27 protein-coding genes, 1 tRNA gene and 1 other annotated feature are annotated in these 20,638 nt (G+C 35.6%); of the genes, 26 read left to right on the forward strand and 2 right to left on the reverse strand.

The features are described from left to right. The first annotated feature begins 24 nt into the window (after positions 1-24). From NTU58_01305 to NTU58_01335, 7 genes are all read left to right on the forward strand, one after another. Positions 25-222, forward strand: coding sequence for a hypothetical protein (locus tag NTU58_01305; GenBank protein ID MCX6764323.1), 198 nt, complete (start codon positions 25-27; stop codon positions 220-222). Between the two features lie 252 nt (positions 223-474). Continuing rightward, entirely contained in the window at positions 475-1,065 is a 591-nt protein-coding gene (locus NTU58_01310) for a hypothetical protein (GenBank protein ID MCX6764324.1), read from the forward strand. 27 nt (positions 1,066-1,092) lie between these two features. Beyond that, positions 1,093-1,803, forward strand: coding sequence for a PAS domain S-box protein (locus NTU58_01315; GenBank protein ID MCX6764325.1), 711 nt, complete (start codon positions 1,093-1,095; stop codon positions 1,801-1,803). Then, positions 1,800-2,351 (forward strand): DJ-1/PfpI family protein, encoded by a 552-nt coding sequence (locus tag NTU58_01320; GenBank protein MCX6764326.1) that lies wholly within the window; start codon positions 1,800-1,802, stop codon positions 2,349-2,351. The genes NTU58_01315 and NTU58_01320 overlap by 4 nt, the downstream gene beginning before the upstream one ends. 52 nt (positions 2,352-2,403) lie before the next feature. Continuing rightward, positions 2,404-2,528, forward strand: a sequence feature (ribosomal protein L10 leader region). A gap of 7 nt (positions 2,529-2,535) precedes the next feature. Beyond that, on the forward strand, positions 2,536-3,054 hold the full coding sequence (rplJ, locus tag NTU58_01325; protein MCX6764327.1) for a 50S ribosomal protein L10: 519 nt from the start codon (positions 2,536-2,538) through the stop codon (positions 3,052-3,054). Positions 3,055-3,065: 11 nt separating this feature from the next. Then, positions 3,066-3,521: a 50S ribosomal protein L7/L12 gene (rplL, locus tag NTU58_01330; protein ID MCX6764328.1), complete on the forward strand. Its 456-nt coding sequence runs from the start codon at positions 3,066-3,068 to the stop codon at positions 3,519-3,521. Between the two features lie 2 nt (positions 3,522-3,523). Next, positions 3,524-4,204 (forward strand): PHP domain-containing protein, encoded by a 681-nt coding sequence (locus tag NTU58_01335; protein MCX6764329.1) that lies wholly within the window; start codon positions 3,524-3,526, stop codon positions 4,202-4,204. A gap of 5 nt (positions 4,205-4,209) precedes the next feature. Here NTU58_01335 and NTU58_01340 read toward each other — a convergent pair whose 3' ends face one another. Beyond that, positions 4,210-6,276, reverse strand: a complete 2,067-nt coding sequence (locus NTU58_01340) for a hypothetical protein (protein ID MCX6764330.1) — start codon at positions 6,274-6,276, stop codon at positions 4,210-4,212. 131 nt (positions 6,277-6,407) lie between these two features. Between NTU58_01340 and NTU58_01345 the strand changes: the two genes are divergently transcribed. The 8 genes from NTU58_01345 (at position 6,408) to NTU58_01380 (ending at position 13,359) form a co-directional block, all read left to right on the forward strand. Then, positions 6,408-6,653, forward strand: coding sequence for an Lrp/AsnC ligand binding domain-containing protein (locus NTU58_01345; GenBank protein MCX6764331.1), 246 nt, complete (start codon positions 6,408-6,410; stop codon positions 6,651-6,653). A 45-nt stretch (positions 6,654-6,698) separates the two neighbouring features. Beyond that, positions 6,699-6,770 (forward strand) — tRNA-Val (locus NTU58_01350). A gap of 95 nt (positions 6,771-6,865) precedes the next feature. Next, a complete protein-coding gene (locus tag NTU58_01355) occupies positions 6,866-7,753 on the forward strand; it encodes a hypothetical protein (GenBank protein MCX6764332.1) in 888 nt (295 codons plus the stop codon). Positions 7,754-8,152: 399 nt separating this feature from the next. Further along, complete coding sequence (locus tag NTU58_01360) at positions 8,153-9,358, forward strand: hypothetical protein (protein MCX6764333.1); 1,206 nt, start codon at positions 8,153-8,155, stop codon at positions 9,356-9,358. 139 nt (positions 9,359-9,497) lie between these two features. Further along, entirely contained in the window at positions 9,498-10,223 is a 726-nt protein-coding gene (locus tag NTU58_01365) for a hypothetical protein (protein MCX6764334.1), read from the forward strand. Positions 10,224-10,227: 4 nt separating this feature from the next. Then, positions 10,228-10,785, forward strand: coding sequence for a nucleotide exchange factor GrpE (locus NTU58_01370; protein MCX6764335.1), 558 nt, complete (start codon positions 10,228-10,230; stop codon positions 10,783-10,785). 32 nt (positions 10,786-10,817) lie between these two features. Next, the gene (gene dnaK, locus NTU58_01375; protein ID MCX6764336.1) at positions 10,818-12,686 is read left to right on the forward strand and encodes a molecular chaperone DnaK; all 1,869 of its coding nucleotides are present in this window, start codon (positions 10,818-10,820) and stop codon (positions 12,684-12,686) included. Positions 12,687-12,894: 208 nt separating this feature from the next. After that, positions 12,895-13,359 carry an 8-oxo-dGTP diphosphatase gene (locus NTU58_01380; GenBank protein MCX6764337.1) on the forward strand — a complete coding sequence of 155 codons (465 nt, stop codon included), beginning with the start codon at positions 12,895-12,897 and terminating at the stop codon, positions 13,357-13,359. A gap of 59 nt (positions 13,360-13,418) precedes the next feature. On the opposite strand, the gene NTU58_01385 is transcribed toward NTU58_01380, so the two are convergent. Further along, the gene (locus NTU58_01385) at positions 13,419-13,658 is read right to left on the reverse strand and encodes a hypothetical protein (protein ID MCX6764338.1); all 240 of its coding nucleotides are present in this window, start codon (positions 13,656-13,658) and stop codon (positions 13,419-13,421) included. Positions 13,659-13,739: 81 nt separating this feature from the next. Here NTU58_01385 and dnaJ point away from each other — a divergent pair, with 81 nt between their 5' ends. From dnaJ to NTU58_01440, 11 genes are all read left to right on the forward strand, one after another. Next, positions 13,740-14,891 (forward strand): molecular chaperone DnaJ, encoded by a 1,152-nt coding sequence (dnaJ, locus tag NTU58_01390; GenBank protein MCX6764339.1) that lies wholly within the window; start codon positions 13,740-13,742, stop codon positions 14,889-14,891. 155 nt (positions 14,892-15,046) lie between these two features. Next, on the forward strand, positions 15,047-15,565 hold the full coding sequence (locus NTU58_01395; protein ID MCX6764340.1) for a hypothetical protein: 519 nt from the start codon (positions 15,047-15,049) through the stop codon (positions 15,563-15,565). A gap of 193 nt (positions 15,566-15,758) precedes the next feature. Then, positions 15,759-16,430 (forward strand): hypothetical protein, encoded by a 672-nt coding sequence (locus NTU58_01400; protein MCX6764341.1) that lies wholly within the window; start codon positions 15,759-15,761, stop codon positions 16,428-16,430. 105 nt (positions 16,431-16,535) lie between these two features. Further along, a complete protein-coding gene (locus tag NTU58_01405) occupies positions 16,536-16,925 on the forward strand; it encodes a hypothetical protein (GenBank protein MCX6764342.1) in 390 nt (129 codons plus the stop codon). Positions 16,926-17,048: 123 nt separating this feature from the next. After that, positions 17,049-17,549 (forward strand): NUDIX domain-containing protein, encoded by a 501-nt coding sequence (locus NTU58_01410; protein ID MCX6764343.1) that lies wholly within the window; start codon positions 17,049-17,051, stop codon positions 17,547-17,549. A 206-nt stretch (positions 17,550-17,755) separates the two neighbouring features. Next, positions 17,756-18,112 carry a hypothetical protein gene (locus NTU58_01415; protein MCX6764344.1) on the forward strand — a complete coding sequence of 119 codons (357 nt, stop codon included), beginning with the start codon at positions 17,756-17,758 and terminating at the stop codon, positions 18,110-18,112. Between the two features lie 184 nt (positions 18,113-18,296). Then, positions 18,297-18,665 carry a hypothetical protein gene (locus tag NTU58_01420; protein MCX6764345.1) on the forward strand — a complete coding sequence of 123 codons (369 nt, stop codon included), beginning with the start codon at positions 18,297-18,299 and terminating at the stop codon, positions 18,663-18,665. A 92-nt stretch (positions 18,666-18,757) separates the two neighbouring features. Continuing rightward, positions 18,758-19,315, forward strand: coding sequence for a peptide deformylase (gene def, locus NTU58_01425; protein MCX6764346.1), 558 nt, complete (start codon positions 18,758-18,760; stop codon positions 19,313-19,315). Between the two features lie 176 nt (positions 19,316-19,491). Next, positions 19,492-19,626 carry a hypothetical protein gene (locus tag NTU58_01430; protein ID MCX6764347.1) on the forward strand — a complete coding sequence of 45 codons (135 nt, stop codon included), beginning with the start codon at positions 19,492-19,494 and terminating at the stop codon, positions 19,624-19,626. Positions 19,627-19,638: 12 nt separating this feature from the next. Further along, positions 19,639-19,986, forward strand: a complete 348-nt coding sequence (locus NTU58_01435; GenBank protein ID MCX6764348.1) for a hypothetical protein — start codon at positions 19,639-19,641, stop codon at positions 19,984-19,986. 116 nt (positions 19,987-20,102) lie between these two features. Further along, positions 20,103-20,576 carry a hypothetical protein gene (locus NTU58_01440; GenBank protein ID MCX6764349.1) on the forward strand — a complete coding sequence of 158 codons (474 nt, stop codon included), beginning with the start codon at positions 20,103-20,105 and terminating at the stop codon, positions 20,574-20,576. The last annotated feature ends 62 nt before the right edge of the window (positions 20,577-20,638 follow it).

Genomic DNA, 20,638 nt, shown 5'->3' on the forward strand with positions numbered 1-20,638 from the left:
TAATGTAAGTAATATTTTTAAAACATGGAGGAAAAAAATTATTATTTAAGAAATTTCGTGCCGGTAATTATGGGCTGGTTTCTTTTGTGCGGTCTTTTTGGTTTTTTCTTTATTTTGGCCCGAGCCAGTTTTACGACAACCGACAAGGAAAAAGTTTTTATCATTAGTTGGTTTCTATTGGTGGTAATAATCCAAATTTATACTTTTTTATTCAGCGGATGATTAAAATTAATCGGAATTAATTTTGAAAACAGAGATTCTTTTTTAGTCAACAAGCATATTTTAAACAATAAAATTAATCCTGAAATCTCCGATAAAGATTTAAAAGACCTTTTTTACGCTTTAAAAAAAGAACCGTTTATTATTTTAAAAAGAACCTTTATTTACGGATTAATCGGCGCTATTTTTTTTGCCGTTATAATATACGTATATAAAATTTCATTTTTAGACATACTCACGATTTTAAACGGCGGCTTGATTTCTTTGATAGTTTTGACTCTTTTTTTGATATTTTTCGTGGAAAGATTTTTTAGCGGTTTCTTAAGAGAGTGCAGAAAAATTCTGAAAGAAAGGGGAATTTATCCGGGCGAAGAAGAATGGTTGTCGACCCTTAAAAGCAGGTTCAATTATTTTATTATTCTTCTTTTTTTGGTGGTTGTTATCGTGGTAAGCTTTGTTTCGATTTTTAATCTTTATTTGCTGGCCATTATCGCCCTGGGCCTTTTAATTTCGATCATGATAAGCAAGGAATTGTTCGCCTCCGTTTATTTGGTTTTTGAAGAAGTTAAAAATTTCAGCACCGAACTTTCTCAGAAAGAAAAAGCGGAATATTTCACAGGCAGTTCTTATAAAGAAGTTTTTAATTTATCCAAAGATTTAAATAAAAGCGCTCAAGATATTTATACTGCCAGAGACAAAGAAAGAAAAGCCAAAAAAGAATTGCAGGAAAAATTGGATGAACTGGATAAATGGTACAGGTTTTCAGTCGGCCGTGAGTTAAAAATGGTGGAGTTAAAAAAAGAGATATCAAAACTCAAAGAGGAAAAAGACGATTCTGATAAATAAAATAAAAGACAATAAGCAAGTTTTTTTATGGAAAAATTAGCGATAGAAGAATCATTGTTTTTATATAAAAATATTTTCGATAAAATAATCGAACCGGTGGTTATTTTTGACCCAAATGGAAATATCAACTATGTCAACGAAACATTGATTAAAATAGGAGAATACGGCTTAAAAGAAATTCAATCAAAGCCGATTATTTTTTTGCTTCCCGACCGGGAAAAAAATCGTATCGAGAGTTTAATCCGAGAGGTTTTAAAAGAAGGCAAGACTTACCGAGATTTTAACACTTTTTTCCAGACAAAAAATAAAAAGGAGATACCCATTGCTCTTACTTTAATTCCGTTATTGGAAGGAAAAAAAATAATCGGAGGATTTGCCATTATTGTTGATATAAGACAATTGGAGGGTTTGCTTGAAGGTTTAAATCGGGCCAGGTCGGAATTAGAGCAAAGAGTAAAAGAAAGAACCCGTGATTTGGAACAAAAAACATCAGAACTGGAAAAAGCGAAGATGGCCATTGAGGAAGCAAAAAACATTCTTGAAGTTAAAGTGGCCGCCAGAACCCGCGAGTTGAAAGAGCTTAATGAAAAACTGGAAGAAAAAGTCGGGCAAAGGACTAAAGAGCTTCAAGAAAAATTAAATGAACTTGATAAATGGTACAGATTAACGGTTGGCCGGGAGTTAAAAATGATAGAATTAAAGGAAGAAATAAATAAATTTAAAAAAAGAATGTTGTGATTGCAATTGAAAAAAAAATAGAAAACAGAAAAATAGCCATTGTTATTTCTTTCAGGGATTTTAGGGATGAGGAGTATTTTATTTCAAAAGAAATTTTAGAAAAAGCCGGAGCTAAAATATTTACCGTAAGCGACTTGCCGGGCAAGGCTTTCGGAAAAGAGGGAGGGGAAGCGGAAGTAGATTTATTATTGGAAAAATTAAATCCGGAAGAATTTGATGCCGTAGTTTTCATGGGAGGGCCGGGAGCGTTGAAGCATTTGGATAATCCGCTTTCTTATAATATAGCGAAAGAAACTGTTTTGAAAGAGAAAATATTAGCCGCAATTTGTATCTCACCCGTTATTTTAGCTAAATCAGGCGTTTTAAGGAATAAAACGGCTACGGTTTGGACGGGAACCTTTGATAAGAGCGCTTTAAAGTTTTTTAAGGAAAATTGGGTAAATTACCAAGATGGAGAGGTGGTGATAGAGGAAAAAATAATTACTGCCAGAGATTCCGAAGCAGTTCAAAAATTTGCCGGAGCCATAATTACGGCATTGACTCTTTAGTGGCCCCGATTTATCGGGACTACTACGGGGGTTGACAAGTTAATATAGTTTTATATATAATGGCATTATCCCGTAGACAGCAGGCTCTGCGACAAGCTCATAAGACCTGCCGAGGAAAAAGAATATATGTTTTTATTCTATTTTTCGTCTGCGGAGAGCAGACTTTTTGATTTATAAAAAAAACATGCCAATCACAAAAAAACAAAAACAAGAAATTATTGAGGACTTAAAAGAAAAAATCAAACAGCAAAAAACGATTATTTTTGTTGATTTTAAGGGACTGAAAGTAAAAGATGTTTTTGATTTCAGGAAAAAGTTAAGAAAAGTGAATTCTTTATTTAAGGTATCTAAAAAGACCTTATTTAGAATAGCCCTTAAAGACCTGGACTCGGCTTTGTCCGAGAAGGTTGAGAAGTTGGAAGGACAAATAGGGCTTATTTTCGGCTTTAAAGATGAAATTTCAGCGGCAAAAGTTGCTTATAATTTTGCCAAAGAAAAAGAAAATCTTAAAATATTGGGAGGTTTTTTTGAAGGAAAAATTATTGATAAGGAAACGATTGCGGAATTAGCTAAAATTCCGGGCAAAGAAGAGTTGTTGGGCAGGTTGGTCGGAGCTATTGCAGCTCCCATTACTAATTTTGCTTGTGTTTTACAAGGAAACATTAAAGGTCTGATTTGCGTGTTAAGCGCAATTAAAAAATAATTAAAAAAAATATGACAGAAGAAAAAAAATCCGCCCCCGCTGAAGCTACGGCGGAAAAGGAAGAAAAAATAAATGTTCCCGAAAAGTTTAAAAGCTTGGTAAAAGAGATAGAAACTCTTTCGGTTTTGGACTTGGCGGAACTGGTAAAAGTTTTAGAGAAAAAATTTGGCGTTTCAGCAGCTCCTCAGATTATAGCTGCCCAGCCAACAGCTGCCGGAAGTGCAGAATCCTCAGGCGCATCAGAAAAATCAATTTTTACCATAGAGTTGAAAGAAGTGGGAGTAAAAAAGATAGAAGTGATTAAAGCAATCAGAGATATTACCCAGAAAGGATTGAAAGAAGCCAAAGACTTGGTTGATGCCGCCGAAAAAGCAGCTCAGGTGGTGAAAGAAAACGTCAAGAAAGAAGAAGCCGAAGAAATTAAGAAAAAATTAGAAACTGCCGGAGCAAAAGTTGAACTTAAATAAAAGTGAAAATAGATTTTCACATCCATACTAATTTTTCTTGCGATGCCCTAAATTCTCCCGAAGAGGTGGTTTTGAGCGCCATTTCAAAAGGTTTTGATTGTATTTGCATTGTTGACCATGGAACAACGGAAGGAGCTTCAAAAGCTCTTTCTTTCGCTTCTAAAAAGCCGATTTTAGTGATTCCTTGCATTGAAATCAACAGCAAAGAAGGGGATATCATCGGATTCAACATCAAAGAAAATATTGCGAACGGCTTTACGGCAAGGGATACAATAAAAAAGATAAACCTGCTGGGGGGAATCGCAATAATCGCTCATCCCTTTGCTTGGCCTAAAAACTTTAAGGGTAATTTAGAGAAATTTGTAATTGAAAACAAAGATCTATTTTTCGCAGTAGAAGTTTTAAACGCCAGCGCTCAAGATTGGGCTAATAAAAAGGCCCTTGGGCTTGTTAAAAAATTTAACCTGCCATTTACGGCAGGTTCTGATGCTCACGAAGCAAGTTTTATAGGCAAGGCTTTTTTGGAAATTTCAAAAGATTGTTTTTCTGCCGGAGAAATTTTAGAAGAAATAAAAAAAAGAAACGCCTTGCCAAGGGGAGAAAAAGTAAGCTTTCTTCTGAGAATGAAAAATCTTTTTTCAACGAACATCAGGAAATTAAAAAAAGGAAAAACAAGGGCGTGATTTTTTTAAAGTTTAAACTCAAGAACTTTTAAGCCGTTTATCAAATAAGCGGTTTTTTCGTCTTTAGAAATAATAAAATCCTTGATATCATTTAAATCATCAAATTTGTATTGCTTTAAAAGCACTCCTTTTTTATCTAAAACAACGATTCGGTTTTGAGCTTGGGTCAAAATATAAAGATAAGAAAACTCGGCTTGGGTGAAAATTTTAGCCGGTTTTTCTATATAAGGGAAAAAATCCAAATTAATATCTTCCTGCGCTTCTCCTTTATAATATTTTGAAATAGTTTGATTTTCGTTTAAAAGCCAGAGAGAACCGTCGATTGCCATTGAAAGGGGAGCGTTCGCCGGTTTTTTTGTTTCGGGGCTCAGCCAAGCTTCTCCGGAAATTTTATTTTCCGATTCTTTGAAGCTGAACTTTATAATTTCTTTTTTGTTTGATTCTAAGAAATATAAATTAGAGCCGAAAATCGCAAAATCAATAAAATTAAAATCAGGATAGGGGTTCTCAATGGTTTGCGGAGCAATTTTTTCTTTTTTGTTTAAATAAATTAATTTATTGTTATTTGACAATAAAATTGGAAAGTCCTTCAAAATCGCCCCGAGTTTTACGGTTTCCGGAATTTCGACAAAATCATTGCTTTTTTGTTTTAGATTAAAACTGTAAACCTTATTTGATGAGTTATTTATAAAATAGAGATTCAAGCCTGCTAAAAGTATTTTTTGGGGAGAGAAGTTTTTGCCCTCAAAGTCAAAAACAGGATTTAAATTCGGGTTTTGGATTGTTTTGTTTAAAGCAAAAAGCTCTTTTTCTATTGAATTTTTTACTTCAAAAAATTCTTTTTCAAGAGGATTTTTTGACGAAAGATAACCGGATATCTCTTTCCAGGCTTCTTGGTAAAGCAGGTTCGATTTTTTTTCGTCCCGGTAGATTAAGGCGTTTTCCGCCTCACTTGCTTTTTGTTTGATTTGTTCCAGTATTCCTTGGAATTTTATTATCTCTTTTTGTTTGTTTTTTTCGGACAAATACATTCCAGAACCCGCCATCAATATTAAAATAAAAATTATTAACAATATTTTTTTGGAACTGAAAACCCTTAAAAAGGATATTTTTTCGGGAAGCTTAATCCTGATTTTAGGACGGATATTTTTTATTTTTTCTTTTAAATAAATCCCGACAGATTTTATTCTTTTTAAATCCAACGTTTTCTTTAAATCGAAGATTTTTTTTAAGTAAAAAAATAATTTTTCTAAAATATTTTTAGTTCTTCCTGATAATTCTTTTATGTTTTTTACTTTTATCAAATCCCCGAAAGCGGGCAGCTTAAAATCAATTTTCTTTTTTGAAACAACGGGTTCCCTTACGTTAACTGTTACATTCTGAGCGGAATCCAAGGATATTAAAATAAAAACGCCGGAAATCTCAGACAATAACCCTCTTTTTTTGTTTAAAACCTTTTTTATTTCTTCTTCTATCGCTTTTTGGGGCAGATTTTTTTCAAAAACCAATATAATTTCCGAGAAAAAATCTTCTTTTGAGAAAAGTTCATAAGCCTCTTTAGTTAAAATTATTATTTTATCTTGCTGAGCCAGTTTCCCCGAAATAATTTTAGAAAATATTTTTAAAGGATAAGATTCCGAAAAACTTCTTTCCAGTTCTTTCCCGATATCCATTATTTTCCGTTCCCGGCATAAAATTACCTTAATATCCCCAACTTTAGTGAAGTTTAAATTAAAATCCTTTAAGCTTATCTGGGCAAAATTTAAATTTCCCAGCCAGTCAACGTTTCCATTTTTTTCCTGGTTTTCCAGAAACTTATTGGCTTCTTTCAAACTGTTTCTTAAAGAAGATTCAGCCGCTGATTTCGCTGAGATGTGGTAAAAACTGTTTTTTATCGTTAAAGCCAGATTGCTTAAAAATTGATAATTCTGGGGAAGAGCATTGGTGAGTTCTCCTACCATATAAAGATTTCCCAGTTTTTGTTCGTAAATATTTTCCGGTTCGTAAACAAAACTGTCAAAGACTAGGCCTTCTTTCTTTTTGGGGTTAAAATGAAATTCGAAAATTTGCATGGTTTATTATATCGTTCTTTTTCTATTATAACGGACTGCGTCCGGTATATCAAATTTAATAAAAGCCATTGACGAATTTTTAATTTTTAGTATAAATAAATTAGTTCCAAAGATAAAAAGGAGGTGAGAATTTGCCGATAGGCTTTGTTTTATTAACAGTGAGACTTGGTCAAGAAAAAGAAATATTTAAAAAGCTTGTAAAGATTCCGGAAATTTTGGAGACGAATCCCGTTTTGGGAGAGTGCGACTTTTTACTGAAAATTAAAGGAAAAAACCGTAAAGAAATGTCAAAAATGATTATGGAAAAGATTAAATCCATAAAGGGCACCAGGTTAGCCGAATTTTTGCCTAGCAAAAAATATCGAGAAGGGAAATAAAAAAATCCCTTCTTTTTTCTTTTTAAAATGATAAACTAAAAAATCGGGCACTTAGCTCAGCGGCAGAGCGCTTCGTTCACATCGAAGAGGTCGTAGGTTCAAATCCTGCAGTGCCCACTTTTTACAAGGAATAGCGATTTTAAAGCCATTGGGCTTGTTTTTTTTTATGTTTGTGTTAAAATATGATTATAAAAAATTAGGAGGCATAAAAGTTGTTTAAAAAATTAAAAGAAATAGCTGAAGGAAGAACCGATTTGTTAACCATCAGATGTTCAAATGCTTGGCTGGAAAGAAATCCGGAACCTACTATTTTCGTGGAATTAAACGACGAGATGGAAGTTTTAATATCCTCTCGAGATCGAAGAGAGCATTTCAAAACCGCTTCCCCTTGGTTGGCTGAACAGCTTGAGAAGTGGAGGAACTCTGACGTCCAAAAAATAACAGTAGCTACCAAAGAATATCCCCTTGAGATCTTTGCCGGCGACACCGCTTTAATTTTGGTAATCGAAGGCAAAAGATATCTTTACAGCGCCCATAGAGATATTTACCCGAAAGGCTGGTTGCTTCCCGGCGGTTGTTCCAGGTCCAGAGAAGAGTTATTGAATCCGAGAATCCTTATGTCCCGGGAATGCGCCGAAGAGGTGTTGATTACAGATCAGGAAGGAAAAATCTATAATTTTTCCAATTCAATCAACGAAATGATGGAAAACGTTAAGGCCTGGCAGAAAGAGGGATCATTAACTCCGGGAAATATGATTCCGTTATCAGTCAAAGAGTTGTCACTGGCCAAAGGCGATGTCCGCAATATAGTAATAAGATTAAACGGGCAAGAATCAAAAATAGAAAACATTGCAGTGACGATTGATGCTAAAATAGCCGAGGTGAGTACCTGTATTTATTTGGAAGCAGTTCTTCCCATCAAACTTAACGAATTAAGACTTTTCGATGGTGAGAAATTGCCCGACAAGACTCTTTTGAATCGGCCCATAAAGCTGACTGATGAACAAGGTGATTGTCCGGCTCTGTTTTCGCGGGGAAACAATCTTTTTATCTCTGGCTGGGTTACTCCGGCAACAGCAGAAAAAGCATTTGTTTTCTGACATAAATAATAAAAAACAAGAGAGGTGGTTCAATTAAAATCATCTCTTTTTCTTTTATATTAATAAACATGTATCTCTATTGACAAATTATATTTGAAATGTTATAATCAAGACGTCTTGTGATTGTTAAAACTTCACAGGATAAGCCTTAGGTCGATGCAGGCCCTGTGCCAAAGTCGACCGAAACAGGCTTTTCTTTCATTCAATAAACAATTTTTTTGTTGGTTGAAAGAAGAGTCAGCAGTTCCTTTAAATAATAAAAAGAGAAGGAATAGTAGAAGAGAAACGGGGTTTTTCTTCTTTGGAAAACAACGATTCGGGCGGAATTAAAAGGCCTACCCGATGAGGCGAAAAAAAGTGAATTTTTAGAAAGAACGAAAAGAAAAGGAGCGCGAAAGAATGAATGGATTAGACAACGAAAGTGTTATCGTAGGGACGCACACAAATCCGGATTTGGATGCCGATGCGGGGATCTGGTTTTTTTTCGAAGCCAATCCACAAATTAAAAACAAACATCAGGTGATGTTTTTAAAGGGTGGAGACGAGAAGTTGGATAAACTGGGAAACGTGGTTTTAATCGACCGCGGACAAGGAGAACTAGACCATCATCAGTTAAGGTTCCAAGAAACTGCCGCCAGCATGGTAGCTAAGAAGTTCGGTCTTGATAAAGACCCGATCAATCAGAAATTTCTGGAAATAGTCAAAGCGAATGATCTTCGGGGAGAAACTAAAATTCTTTCCATAGGCGATATCATAAAAAGATTAGCGCACAATAATAGCCTTGCCGATGAAGAAAAACTAAAAATAGGGCTTAGACTAATCGATGATGCAATGGAATTTCAGAGAAAAAACTTGGCCAGAGACCATCAGTTTGCAAAAGAATTGTATCAAGACTTTAAAAGATACGATTTCCTCGGTTATGAGGTAAGACGGTATTTCGAGCGACAAAACGAAAAGTTCCAACGACCTTTTGATCTGGTAGAAATTTTGACTGCTGAAAAGGCAATCAGAGGTAAAGAAGAAGCCGTAAAGTTCGCCAAAGAATTGATTCACTTAATCTCAAAAAGTGAAAGTGACTTCCAGAAAGCGCTGCAGGAACTTGAAAGGGCTTGGATTATCTTCCTTGGTAAAAAAGATTTTTTTATCGCGGGAGAATCTGATAATCCGGCTTTTAATAAAGCAGCCAGATCCAAAGGAGCAATACTCGCTATCCAGAAAAGCGAAGAAGGATGTCAAATATACTTTGATTTCAGAAAGGTCTCGCCGGAAGAAGCTGATATGATCATGGCAATTATCCGTCTGCTGGAACAGGTTTATCAAAAGAAAAAGATTTTAATAACCGACTTTTTCGTCCTGAGCGAGCGGGGAAAACTCAAGGAAATACCGGAATGGTATTACTTTGTCTCTAATGATAAAAATGGCGGAAGATTTATTCTTAATAAATCTCTTACCGCTACCGACTCAGAAGAGATACCTGAGACAAAAATTCCACTGGAAAAAATAGTGGAAGTCGTGAAACTGGTATTGACCCTCGGTGAGAATTTCAGCTTCAAAGTATTCGTCCATAAAACGCTTCTAGGATATTCGTCCCTAAAGAATCAATAAACGTCTCTCAATAAAACTCTCTATCCTTCTCTTTTTTCTTTTTTTAAAAACAAAACCTATAAGGTTTTTTTTGTTTTTTAAACGTACCGTTTAATTAGCACTCTTGACAAGCGAGTGATAATCTATAAAATGGAGATATATGAAAATGACCAAGCGCCAGGAAAAAATTTTAAACGGCATAATTAAGGAATACATCCATTTAGCTGTCCCTGTCAGCTCGCAGGTTTTAGACGAGAAGTATAATTTTAATCTTTCTACAGCTACCCTTAGAAACGAGATGCAGGCCTTAAGTGATTTGGGATATCTTTTACAGCCCCACACTTCAGCCGGCCGGATTCCGACCGACAAGGGTTACAGATTTTTTGTTAACCAAATTTTTGAAAAAGGGCTTCCCGAATTTGACGAAAAAAAGAAAATGGATATTGAGAGGGAGTGCAAAGGAAAAAAAGACAACTCTTTTAGGTTCGTCCAGAAAGCGACAAAAATAATGGCTGACAACTCTTCAAATCTGGCCCTAAGTTATATTTTAAACGAAGATTTTTTTTGGAAAGAGGGCTGGGACGATGTTTTTGCGGAACCGGAATTTAAGGAAACCGATTTTGTGCTGAGGTTTACCAAAATAATAGATTCTTTTGAGAGAAACATTGAAGGCATAACTTCTAACTTTTCCGATGAATTGGGTGTTTTTATCGGAAGAGAAACGCCTTTTTTGAAAAATGATGATTTCAGCATCGTGGTTTCTGGGTTTCGGTTCCCTGACTCAAAAAACAAGGGAATATTCGCCATTGTTGGCCCCAAACGGATGAATTATAATAAAAACATTTCCATTATTAATTTAGTTAACCAAATTTTTAAGGAATTATAAAAATATGGATAAACAAAGAAACAAAAAGTTAGTTTTTGGTGAAAGTAAAACGGAGGAGCCCTCCTTCGCTAAAGCTACGGCGGGCGAGGAAAAAAAAGATTCTGAGGATTTAAAGAAACAGATGGAAGAATGCGAGAAAAAAAGAGACGATTATTTGAAGGGCTGGCAGCGCTCTCAGGCTGATTTCATAAACTATAAGAAAGAGGAAATCGCCAGAATGAAAGAAATTTTAAAATACGGCGGCGCGGAACTGATTTTGACTTTTCTTCCGATATTGGACAACTTTGAGAAAGCGGAAAAAGAAACACCTAAAGACTTTCAGGATAACCAGTATTTTAAGGGCCTTTTACAGATAAAAAAACAAATACAGGACTTTTTGAAAAATCAGGGAATAAAAGAAATAGAATCAGTCGGAAAGAAAGTGGACCTGAACCTTCATGAAATCGTAGGCGAGGTGGAAATGAAAGACAAGGAATCAGGCACTATAATAGAAGAAACGCAAAAAGGTTATTTATTCGAAGATAAATTATTGCGAGTCGCTAAGGTCAAAACAATCAAATAATATAATATAAATAAATCTAATTAAACAAAACCATGCCAAAAATAATAGGTATCGATCTGGGAACAACTTATTCGGCCGTGGCCGCGATAGAAAATGGCGAGCCGAAAATCATTGAAAATCACGAAGGCGCCAGAACAACCCCTTCGGTGGTTTCAATTGCTAAAAACGGCGAAAGACTGGTCGGAGTGACTGCCAAACGCCAGCAAATTACAAATCCCAGAAACACGATTTATTCAATTAAGAGATTAATCGGCCGAAAGTATTCAGACCCTGAAGTTCAACGGGACAAAAAACTCCTGCCTTATGAAATCAGGAAATCAACTGACGACGAAGGAGTAGATGTAAAAATGGGAGACAAGTGGTACAAACCCGCCGAGATTTCAGCGATGATTTTACAAAAAATAAAAAGAGACGCCGAAGAAAAATTGGGAGACAAAGTTGAGGAAGCCATCATTACCTGTCCGGCTTATTTTGACGATTCCCAGAGAAAAGCCACTAAAGTGGCCGGAGAAATCGCCGGATTTAAAGTCAGACGGGTTATCAACGAACCGACAGCCGCTGCTTTGGCTTACGGTTTAAGCAAAAAGAAAAACGAACAGATAGTGGTTTATGATTTTGGCGGAGGTACTTTTGATATTTCCATTTTGAACGTGGGCGGAGACACGATAGAAGTTATCGCCACCGGCGGAGACACTCATTTGGGCGGAGACGACTTTGACCAGAAAATAATGGACTGGCTGGTTGACCAATTTAAAAAAGACAACGGCATTGACTTATCTAAAGATGAACTGGCCTTGCAGAGATTAAAAGAAGCTTCCGAGAAAGCCAAAATAGAATTGTCTACTACCATGGAAACGGAAATTAATCTTCCTTTCGTTACTTCTGATGCTGCCGGCCCCAAACACCTTTATTACAAAATGACCAGAGCTCAGCTTGAAAACTTGGTTAAAAATTATATTGATAGGTCAATTGAGTTAATGACAAGAACTCTTATTGAGGAAGCAAAAATGAAAACCTCGGAAATAGAAGAAATAGTTTTAGTGGGTGGCCAGACCAGAATGCCGAAAATCAGGGAAGAAGTAAAGAAATTTTTCGGAAAAGAACCCTATATAGACATTAACCCCGATGAAGTCGTGGCAGTTGGCGCTGCCGTGGAAGCTGGAATTTTGCAGGGCGAGGTGAGAGATGTTTTGCTTTTGGACGTTACTCCTTTATCTTTGGGAATTGAAACTTTGGGAAGCGTGAACACGGTTTTAATTCAAAAAAACACCACTGTTCCCACCGCTAAAACTCAGACTTTTTCCACCGCTGCCGATAACCAGACCTCGGTTGAAATTCATGTTTTACAGGGCGAACGGCCAATGGCAAAAGATAACAAAACTCTTGGCAGGTTTATGCTGGACGGCATTCCGCCTTCACCAAGAGGACTTCCTCAGATTGAGGTTGTTTTTGACATTGATGCCAACGGCATTTTAAACGTTTCTGCTAAAGACAAAGCCACCGGCAAGGCCCAATCAATCAGGATTGAAAGTTCAATTGGCATCTCAAAAGATGAAATTGAAAAAATGAAAAGAGAAGCGGAATTGCACGCTGAAGAAGACAAAAAGAAACAGGAATTAATCGGGTTGAAAAACCAGGCCGATAATATAATTTATGTTTCTGAAAAAACCTTAAGGGAAAATAAAGACAAGGTTTCTTCCGAGATAGCCAAAGAAATTCAGGAAAAAGTTGATGACTTGAAAAAAATTAAAGACGGAGAGGACGCCGCTGCAATAAATGATAAAATTTCAAATTTATCCCAGGCCATTCAGAAAATCGGCGCTGAAATGTATAAAAAAGCTCCGGACCAAAAACCCGAAGAGAAAAAAGGACCTGAAGAGGGACAGTATAAAGAAAAATAGAGTGTTCGGAAATTAATTTTTATGGACACGCTCGTTCGCTAATACTCGCTAACGAAATCTTAAAGCATCGATTCTCAAAATCCCAGCGAGATTTTGGAATCTGCGTTCTCGTCTCGCTACCGCGTTTGACGCGGACCATGCTGGCGAGACTCCGAAAGCTGCTTTAAGATTTATTAGCTCGCCTTTTTTACTCAGGAGAACAAAAAATATGAAAAAACTTTTAACTCTCTGTATAGTTCATCAAGAGCCCAAAGTATTACTTGGAATGAAAAAGATTGGTTTTGGGCAAGGAAGATGGAATGGGTTTGGTGGAAAAGTTGAAAAAGGGGAATCTATTGAAGAAGCCGCTAAGCGGGAATTATTGGAAGAAGTCGGCCTTACCGCTAAAAACATTCAACAATTGGGAATACTCGATTTTATTTGGGACAAAAAAGAAGATGATTTAGAGGTGCATATTTTTAAAGCCAGTGATTTTTTAGGCGAACCCGTTGAAAGCAATGAAATGATTCCTCAATGGTTTAATACTAATGAAATTCCTTTTAACAAAATGTGGCAGGATGATAAACATTGGATGCCGTTATTTTTGAAAGGAAAAAAATTTCACGGCAAATTTATTTTTGACGACTTGGACAATATTTTAAATTTTTCGTTGGATGAAGTGGAAGAGGTGTAAAAACGTTTCGGAAAATAAAAAAGTGTCTCGTAGAGAGACACACATTGATTGATAGATAATTATTTTTTGGGAACGAACAATGCATGATAAGCATGGTCTTCGCAGAGCTCGATATCAAAAATAGTCTTCGAAACGTTATTTGGGGACAACATTTCACAAACCCAGCAATAATTCTCTTCTGATAAAACTGGGTGGTTAGTGATAAGTTCAATAGCACGACTTATTTCTTTTTCAGTCAGTTCTTCGCCGTTTGATTTTTTTTCAAAGAGCTGTTGAAGTTCAGACTTTTCGGGTTTCAAGATTACTTCCTCCTTTTATGATATTATTATAGTAGTTTAAGAAAATATTTAAAGCAAGTCAATTATCATTGATTAAAAAATATGAAAGATTATTACAAAATTTTGGGCGTTGAGAGAAGCGCCAATGACAAAGATATTAAAAGCGCTTTTTACAAGTTGGCTCACAAACATCATCCTGATAAAGGCGGAGACGAAAATAAATTCAAAGAAATAAACGAGGCCTATCAGGTGCTTTCCGATAAGCAAAAAAGAGCTCAGTATGACCAGTTTGGCCAAACCTTTGACCAAGGAGGTCCTCAGGGGGGCCCAGGCGGCGGTTTTAACGGTTTTGATTTTTCTCAATGGCAACAGCAGCAACAAGGTTTTGATGGCGGAGGAGAGCAAGGATTTAATTTTGAATTTGGAGATTTTGGTGATATTTTTGAGCAGTTTTTTGGCGGAGGATTTGGCGGTGGCGGCGGAAGCCGGAAAGATTTGAATCGCGGCCGGGACTTCCAAGTTGAATTGGAAATTAATTTGGAAGACACCTTGCAAGAAACGGAAAAAGAAATTATTTTGGAAAAAAACACAATTTGTTCCCGTTGCGCAGGCAAGGGAGCGGAACCCGGTTCCAAAGTTAATGAATGTTTCTCCTGCAGGGGAACGGGCCAAGTCCAGCAGATAAGAAGAACGATTCTAGGCACCATTGCCCAGGATATTGTTTGCCCTGAATGCAAGGGAGCCGGTTCCAAGCCCGACAAGCCCTGTAATGTTTGCCAAGGCGAGGGCAGGATTTTTGAAAGGGAAAAAATTAAAGTTTCGATTCCGGCCGGGGTTGATACCAATCAGCAGCTTAAGGTCAGAGGCAAGGGAGACGCCGGCAAACGGGGAGCAAAAGCAGGAGATTTATATATCCGGATTTTAGTCAAAAAACACCCGGTTTTTAAAAGAAAAGAAGATGATTTATACGTTTCCCAGTCTATTTCCTTTTCCCAGGCAGCCTTGGGAGCTGAAGTTGAGGTTCCCACTTTGGATGGTTCGACAGGCTCACCACAAGGGGGAAAGAAGATTTTGTTAAGAGTGCCCGAAGGAACGGAAACCGGAAAAGTTTTTAAAATTTCAGGCAAGGGGATTCCTCATTTTTCAGGTTACGGCCGGGGAAATTTATACATAACTCTCGCAATTAAAACCCCGAAAAGATTATCCAAAAAACAAAAAGAATTGCTGGAGAAATTGAAGGAAGAGGGAATGTAAAAAATTTCACCCTTCGATGGGCTCAGGGTGACACCGAGAGAAGCCGAAGTGGTAAAATGTAAATTGTAGATTGTAAATTGAAAAACCGGCCAGAGGGACGGTTTTTTGTTTGACAAAATATTAATTTAGATTAGAAATAAATAGGAGGTATATAATTGAAAGGAAGAATAGAAGCAAGAAAGTTTTTTAGTACCTTAATAATAATTGTTTTGGTAATTATGACGACCGGTTGTACAGAAAAAAAGACAGAAACTACCGGAACAGAAGTTATTAGCGACCTTTTTAATGATCCATGGAATGCTACTATAGAATTTACTTATGTGCCACCTATTAGCTCTGAATACAATCCGAATCCTCAAAGTTATAACTATCTTCGAGGTCGAGTTTCTCATGTTAATCCAGCTGATTGGCGAGTAGCAGTTTATATCTATGTAAACTTCGGATGGCGGACAAAGCCTTATTTGGACAACACTACAACAATTATTTTGCCTAATGGAACTTGGGCTTGTGATATTACTACCGGAGGAATAGACTACGCCGCAACAGAAATAGCAGCTTTCCTTATACAGTCTTGTTATTATCCACCGCTTATGGAAGGAAAATATAATGTACCATTACCATACAATTTATATAAATTTTCTGTAGCGCATGTAAATACAACACGCTCTCTTTAAAAAATTTACGGTGTAATTTATTTTGCACCGTTTTTTTATTATCAGTAAAATTTTTCTAAACATTACAACATAAAGTATACGAATAAAACAACCGCCAATCAGGCTCCTCTTCACTAAAGTTACAGACGGACAAAGGGTTTTTTAGTTTGATAAATTATAAATTATTATGTTATGGTATAAATGGTGATAGATTATGGAAGATCAATATGTTGAAGGAAAAGAAATTATAGTCGGTTTCAGCGGTTTGTTGGAAAAGGTAGTATTAAAAGGAGGGCCCTCTGTAGTTAAACAGTATGTCCGATTGGCAGAGAAAGCAGCAGAAATGTTAAACGTACCTTTAAAAGATTTAACAGGAAACTCGAAAATAGGAATTGCTTCCTTGGAGAGAGATGCATATCCTGTTTTTACGATGAGAGACAGAGTTCGTTTTAAAGGTAAATCTTTTTCTGAAGTGAAAGAGAGATTAGAAAAAATGATGAAATATATGTCGTCATCTGATCCGGTAGTTCTTATGGGAGACTATCTCAACGCAGAAGCAACCTTCAAGAACGAAAAAGAATTAGCAAATGTACAAGAAGCAGCGTTAGAGCTAAAAGAAAAGTATAGTCTCGCCACTTCATATTTAGCATCCTTTTACGACGCGACGGACTTACTTGAAGATACTTACAGAACAGGAAGGATTGATCCGAAAGAAGGTTTCGTAAAGGTTACCACTATTCATTTTTGGCTTCCCCCTTTTAAAAGAGGTTTCCTGAAGGAGATAATCGTTGAATGGTCAGTATCTTTACACTGCAAAGTAAATAGAAAAAAGATTGAAACACCTTTTTACTTGCCATGCAATGAACCTAAAAGGCTTATTTTTTAAAGCCTTTTTTTATTTCCAAAATCTCCATCCCAAAATCGCCTAAAGAGCGATTTTTTTGATTGACAAATTAATTATTTAAAGTAAAAAGATGAAGGAGGGTAAAAAATGGTCGAGGTTAAGATTCTAAAAGAAGAAGATGATTTTATAGAGCTTGATATAGGATTTACAGGAGATAGCCGCATCACTCAATGGGAAGCAGCGAAGAGAGCATTGTTTAAGAACAAAAAAGTGTTTTACACTTTTAATGATGAGAGAATCAGAATAACTCCGCAAGAAGCTAGGGCTTATATTTATCCGGATATAGTGAGAGGAAAAACATCTGATTTAGAAAAAAAAGAAGGAATGTTGATAAAAGAACTTCTAAAAATAAGAGAAAAAAGAGTTGCTTTGGGAGAAAAAGAAGAAGGACGCTTTGAAAAACTTCTAGAAACAAGAAAAGAAATAAAGGAAATGAAGAGAATCATGAAGTTCTTAAAAAAAGATTTAAAAGAATAGCCCGAAATAATATTTTCTGGGCTTTTTTTATTTTTGGAATCTCCATACCAAAATCGCCTAAAGAGCGATTTTTTAGTAGAATTAAAGAAAGTTAAAATTTATTTATCTTAATTTATTATTTTTATGCCAGAAGATCTGTTTATTGATATAGTTGACGAAAACGACAGTGTTATCGGTCGTATAAAAGAAGAAGAAGCGCTTTCAATGCCGGACAAGAGAACGAGAGCCATTTCAATTTTTCTTTTTAATTCTAAGAGAGAATTGTTACTTCAGAGAAGGTCTAAAAATAAAATAAGATATCCTTTGCATTGGGATTGTTCAGCTTCGGGATTTGTTAATTCTGGAGAGGATTATGAAACTACAGCAGTCCGAGAGTTAAAAGAAGAATTAGGGGTAATCAAAAAAACTTCAGAATTAGAATTTATCTTAAAAAGGGTTGTAGAAACTGACCGAACTGAATTCGTTAAGTTATATAAATTGGAATACGATGGTCCTATTAAGGTTAACGATAATGAGGTAGAATCTGGAAAATTTTTTTCAATTAATGAAATAAAAGAGATGATAGATTCTGGTGAAAAGCTTAGTCCGTTCTTTGTTATATTATTTAATTCAGTTTACAAATAAATATTTTCAGAAAGTTATACTAAACTTTTTTGAATTCCGTCGAAATTTCCATCCCATCCCGATTGCATCGGGATTTTAATTTGACAGAAGAAACAATTTACGATAAATTATATTTTGCCAGGGAGAGGTTTTTAAGGAGATAGTTGTTTGCCTTCGTTATTTATATCCCCCTCCTCTCTGGCGGAATTTAAAGGAGGTCTTTAAAAATGAAAAAAGATGATCAAGAAATATTGAGAGACATAGAAGATCTATGCAGGCTTGAAGGAATAATATCTAATTTAATAAAATCAAAGAATACATTGCGTTTGATGAGTAACACAAGAATTGACATAGTAGCAAACTGGTTAAAAACACACAGCGATGAAGAGATAAAAGATCTTTTATCTAATGAGTGGAAAATAATGGAAGAAATTCTAGGGGTAGCCAAGCAGTTCTCTGATCTTAAAAAACTGGAAACTATAACACAGGACTTATTATCAAACATACCCGAAATGGATCAAAAAACAGTAAACAAGATAAAAAAAATACTTGATAAAAAAGATCAGGTTAAAAGCAGAAAATAAAAATCTGCCTTTTTTTATTTTAAATCTCCATCCCAAAATCGCCTCATCAGCGGTTTTTTAGCTTGACGAAAAATATAATAAAAGATATATTATATTTTACCAGAGAGAGGTTTTGCAGGAAAAATCTTTTTTTCCTCCATATTATCCTCCTCTCTCCTGGTAAAATTAAAAGGAGGTTTAGAAGTTGGAGAAAATGCAATTGAAAAGTGCGCAACTTGAAAAAGTAAGAAAAGCCTTAGAGCCAGTATTTCAAGAATCTCTTTTGATTGGTTCCGGTTCGGGAACGAATAGGAAGCCAAATGATGGACTTTCTCTGAGTAATCCCTATTTTGAAGGACCTAACATAGTAATTGCAGACGAAAGAGGTCTCGTGGTGATATCTCAACGCAAAGATGGTGTATTTGAAGTCCAGGATTTTGTTCAAATACTTGTCTACCACAGATTCAATGAGACAAAAATCCCGGATCATACTCAGTTAGGAGAAAAGGTTATAAAGACAATGGAAAGACTAGCAGAAGATGATGAAATTTTTTTCAACACACTTACCCGTTAAAGAGTCTAAATTGAGACTCTTTTTTATTTACTCCGCTAAGCGGCGGTTGACAAACCGGTTATTCAGAGTAAAAATAATAAAGGAGGTAAATTATGGTTAAATTATTAAAAATAGCTGAGTTAGGAGAAGAAGTATTGTTCCGAAAAGCAAAGCCAGTGAAAGACGTGAATGATCTTGAAATTCAGGAATTGATCGATGATATGATCGCTACGCTGAAACACGATAATGGAGTGGGATTAGCTGCTCCCCAAGTTTTTCAGTCCTTAAGGATTATCATTGTTTGGTCATATCCAAATCCAAGATACCCGGACGCGCCCGAATTTGGTCCCATTGCGATAATAAATCCAGAAATTACTGTTCTTTCAGAAGAAAAAGAAAAAGGATGGGAAGGTTGTTTGAGTATCCCAGGGATTAGAGGCCAGGTTTCTCGTTACAAATCAATAAAGGTAAACTTTATAACTAGAAAAGGAGCCAGACAGGAAGCGACTTTTAATGGTTTTGTGGCCAGAATTATTCAACACGAAGAAGATCATTTAAATGGTAAATTATGCTTTTTAAATGTGAATGAAGACATAAAAGACCTTGCAACTGATAAAATCTGGCAAAAACAGATGACTGAAAAATGGCAAAAAGAAAAAAGCAAGAAATAAATAAATTTATAATATGCTCAAAACTTTAATAGTTTTCGAGCTTTTTTATTTCAGAAATTTCCCATCCCAAAATCGCCTAAAGAGCGATTTTTTGGTTTGACAGTAAAGATAATATTATTAAGATAAGTTTAGTTCCTTACAATTGAATAAGGGAACGAAAAGGACGAGTGGTAAAAATGAAAAAAGAAGAATTTGTTGGAATAGCTGAAATGTTCATAGAATCATGTGAAGATGATGGTGTAAAAGAATTTTCTACTAAGATTAAAAGCCCGAGAGGAAATGAATGGAAAATATTAGTAACTCGGTACTAGAGGAGGTGGAAAATGCAACTCATAAAAGATGATATAAAAACCTATCATATATGTGATTACTGTGGTACATTATTCCCATTAAACGCAGAAGGTAATTTATGTTCAGTATGTGAAATTGGTCATACATCTAAGACAATAACCGTTATCAACTTAGACAAACTCCAGCAAGTCGTAGAGTTCTATGAGAAATATAAATATACATATTCAGATGAAGAATCTGTTTCTGAATGTCTTAATAAATTAAAAACAGAACAACCCAAGGTATTTGAAAAATGGAAGAAAGAAACAGATTATAATGATTCAATGATGAGCTTTAATGATTGGTTCTTCAACTACTGTTTCAAGGATGGATTCAAATAAATTAGCTCACTTTGTGAGCTTCTTTTTTACTAAAGAATTAGCCGCTTTTTAATAAAGCGGCTTTTGGTTTGACAAATTGGTGAGTTGTTATAAGCTATGGAAGGAGGTATTTGGAAATGAGTCCATCAAATAGTTCGTTAATAAAATATTTAATTGGAGTGGCTTTGATATCAGCTGTCATAATAATGCTTATGCCGAAAAGACCAGAAACAAACGATCTAACAGTTATAATAATGGATATGGCAGAAAGAGGTCTTATTCTTTTGATCGCTGGGATAGGATTTTATTTTGCAAGAAAATCAGCAAAAGAATTCGCCCGAAAAGAATACGAAAATAAACCATTTGAGTTTGAATCTCTAGAATTGTGGAAGCCATATACAGTGCTTGCAATGGCAAGATTAAAATCATACACTCTTTTTAATTTAGGGCCTGTGCATAAAAAACCAGAAGACATAGATTTTACAGAGAAAGTTATCTACATTAGGGTGTGGAACGAACATCTACCTAAAAACATAGAACAGGGTAGTATTATATGCCGGGAAAAGTACGACAAGATTTGCATTCACAAGGAGAATACCCAAGAAAATTAAAAAATGTCCACCTGCTTAGCTTTTTTTAAAGTTTTGCAGGTTTTTTTATTTTAGAAAATAGG

This window comes from Candidatus Nealsonbacteria bacterium, from assembly GCA_026396195.1.
In the GTDB taxonomy this organism is placed as follows: Bacteria; Patescibacteriota; Minisyncoccia; order Minisyncoccales; family JAGGXC01; genus JAPLXH01.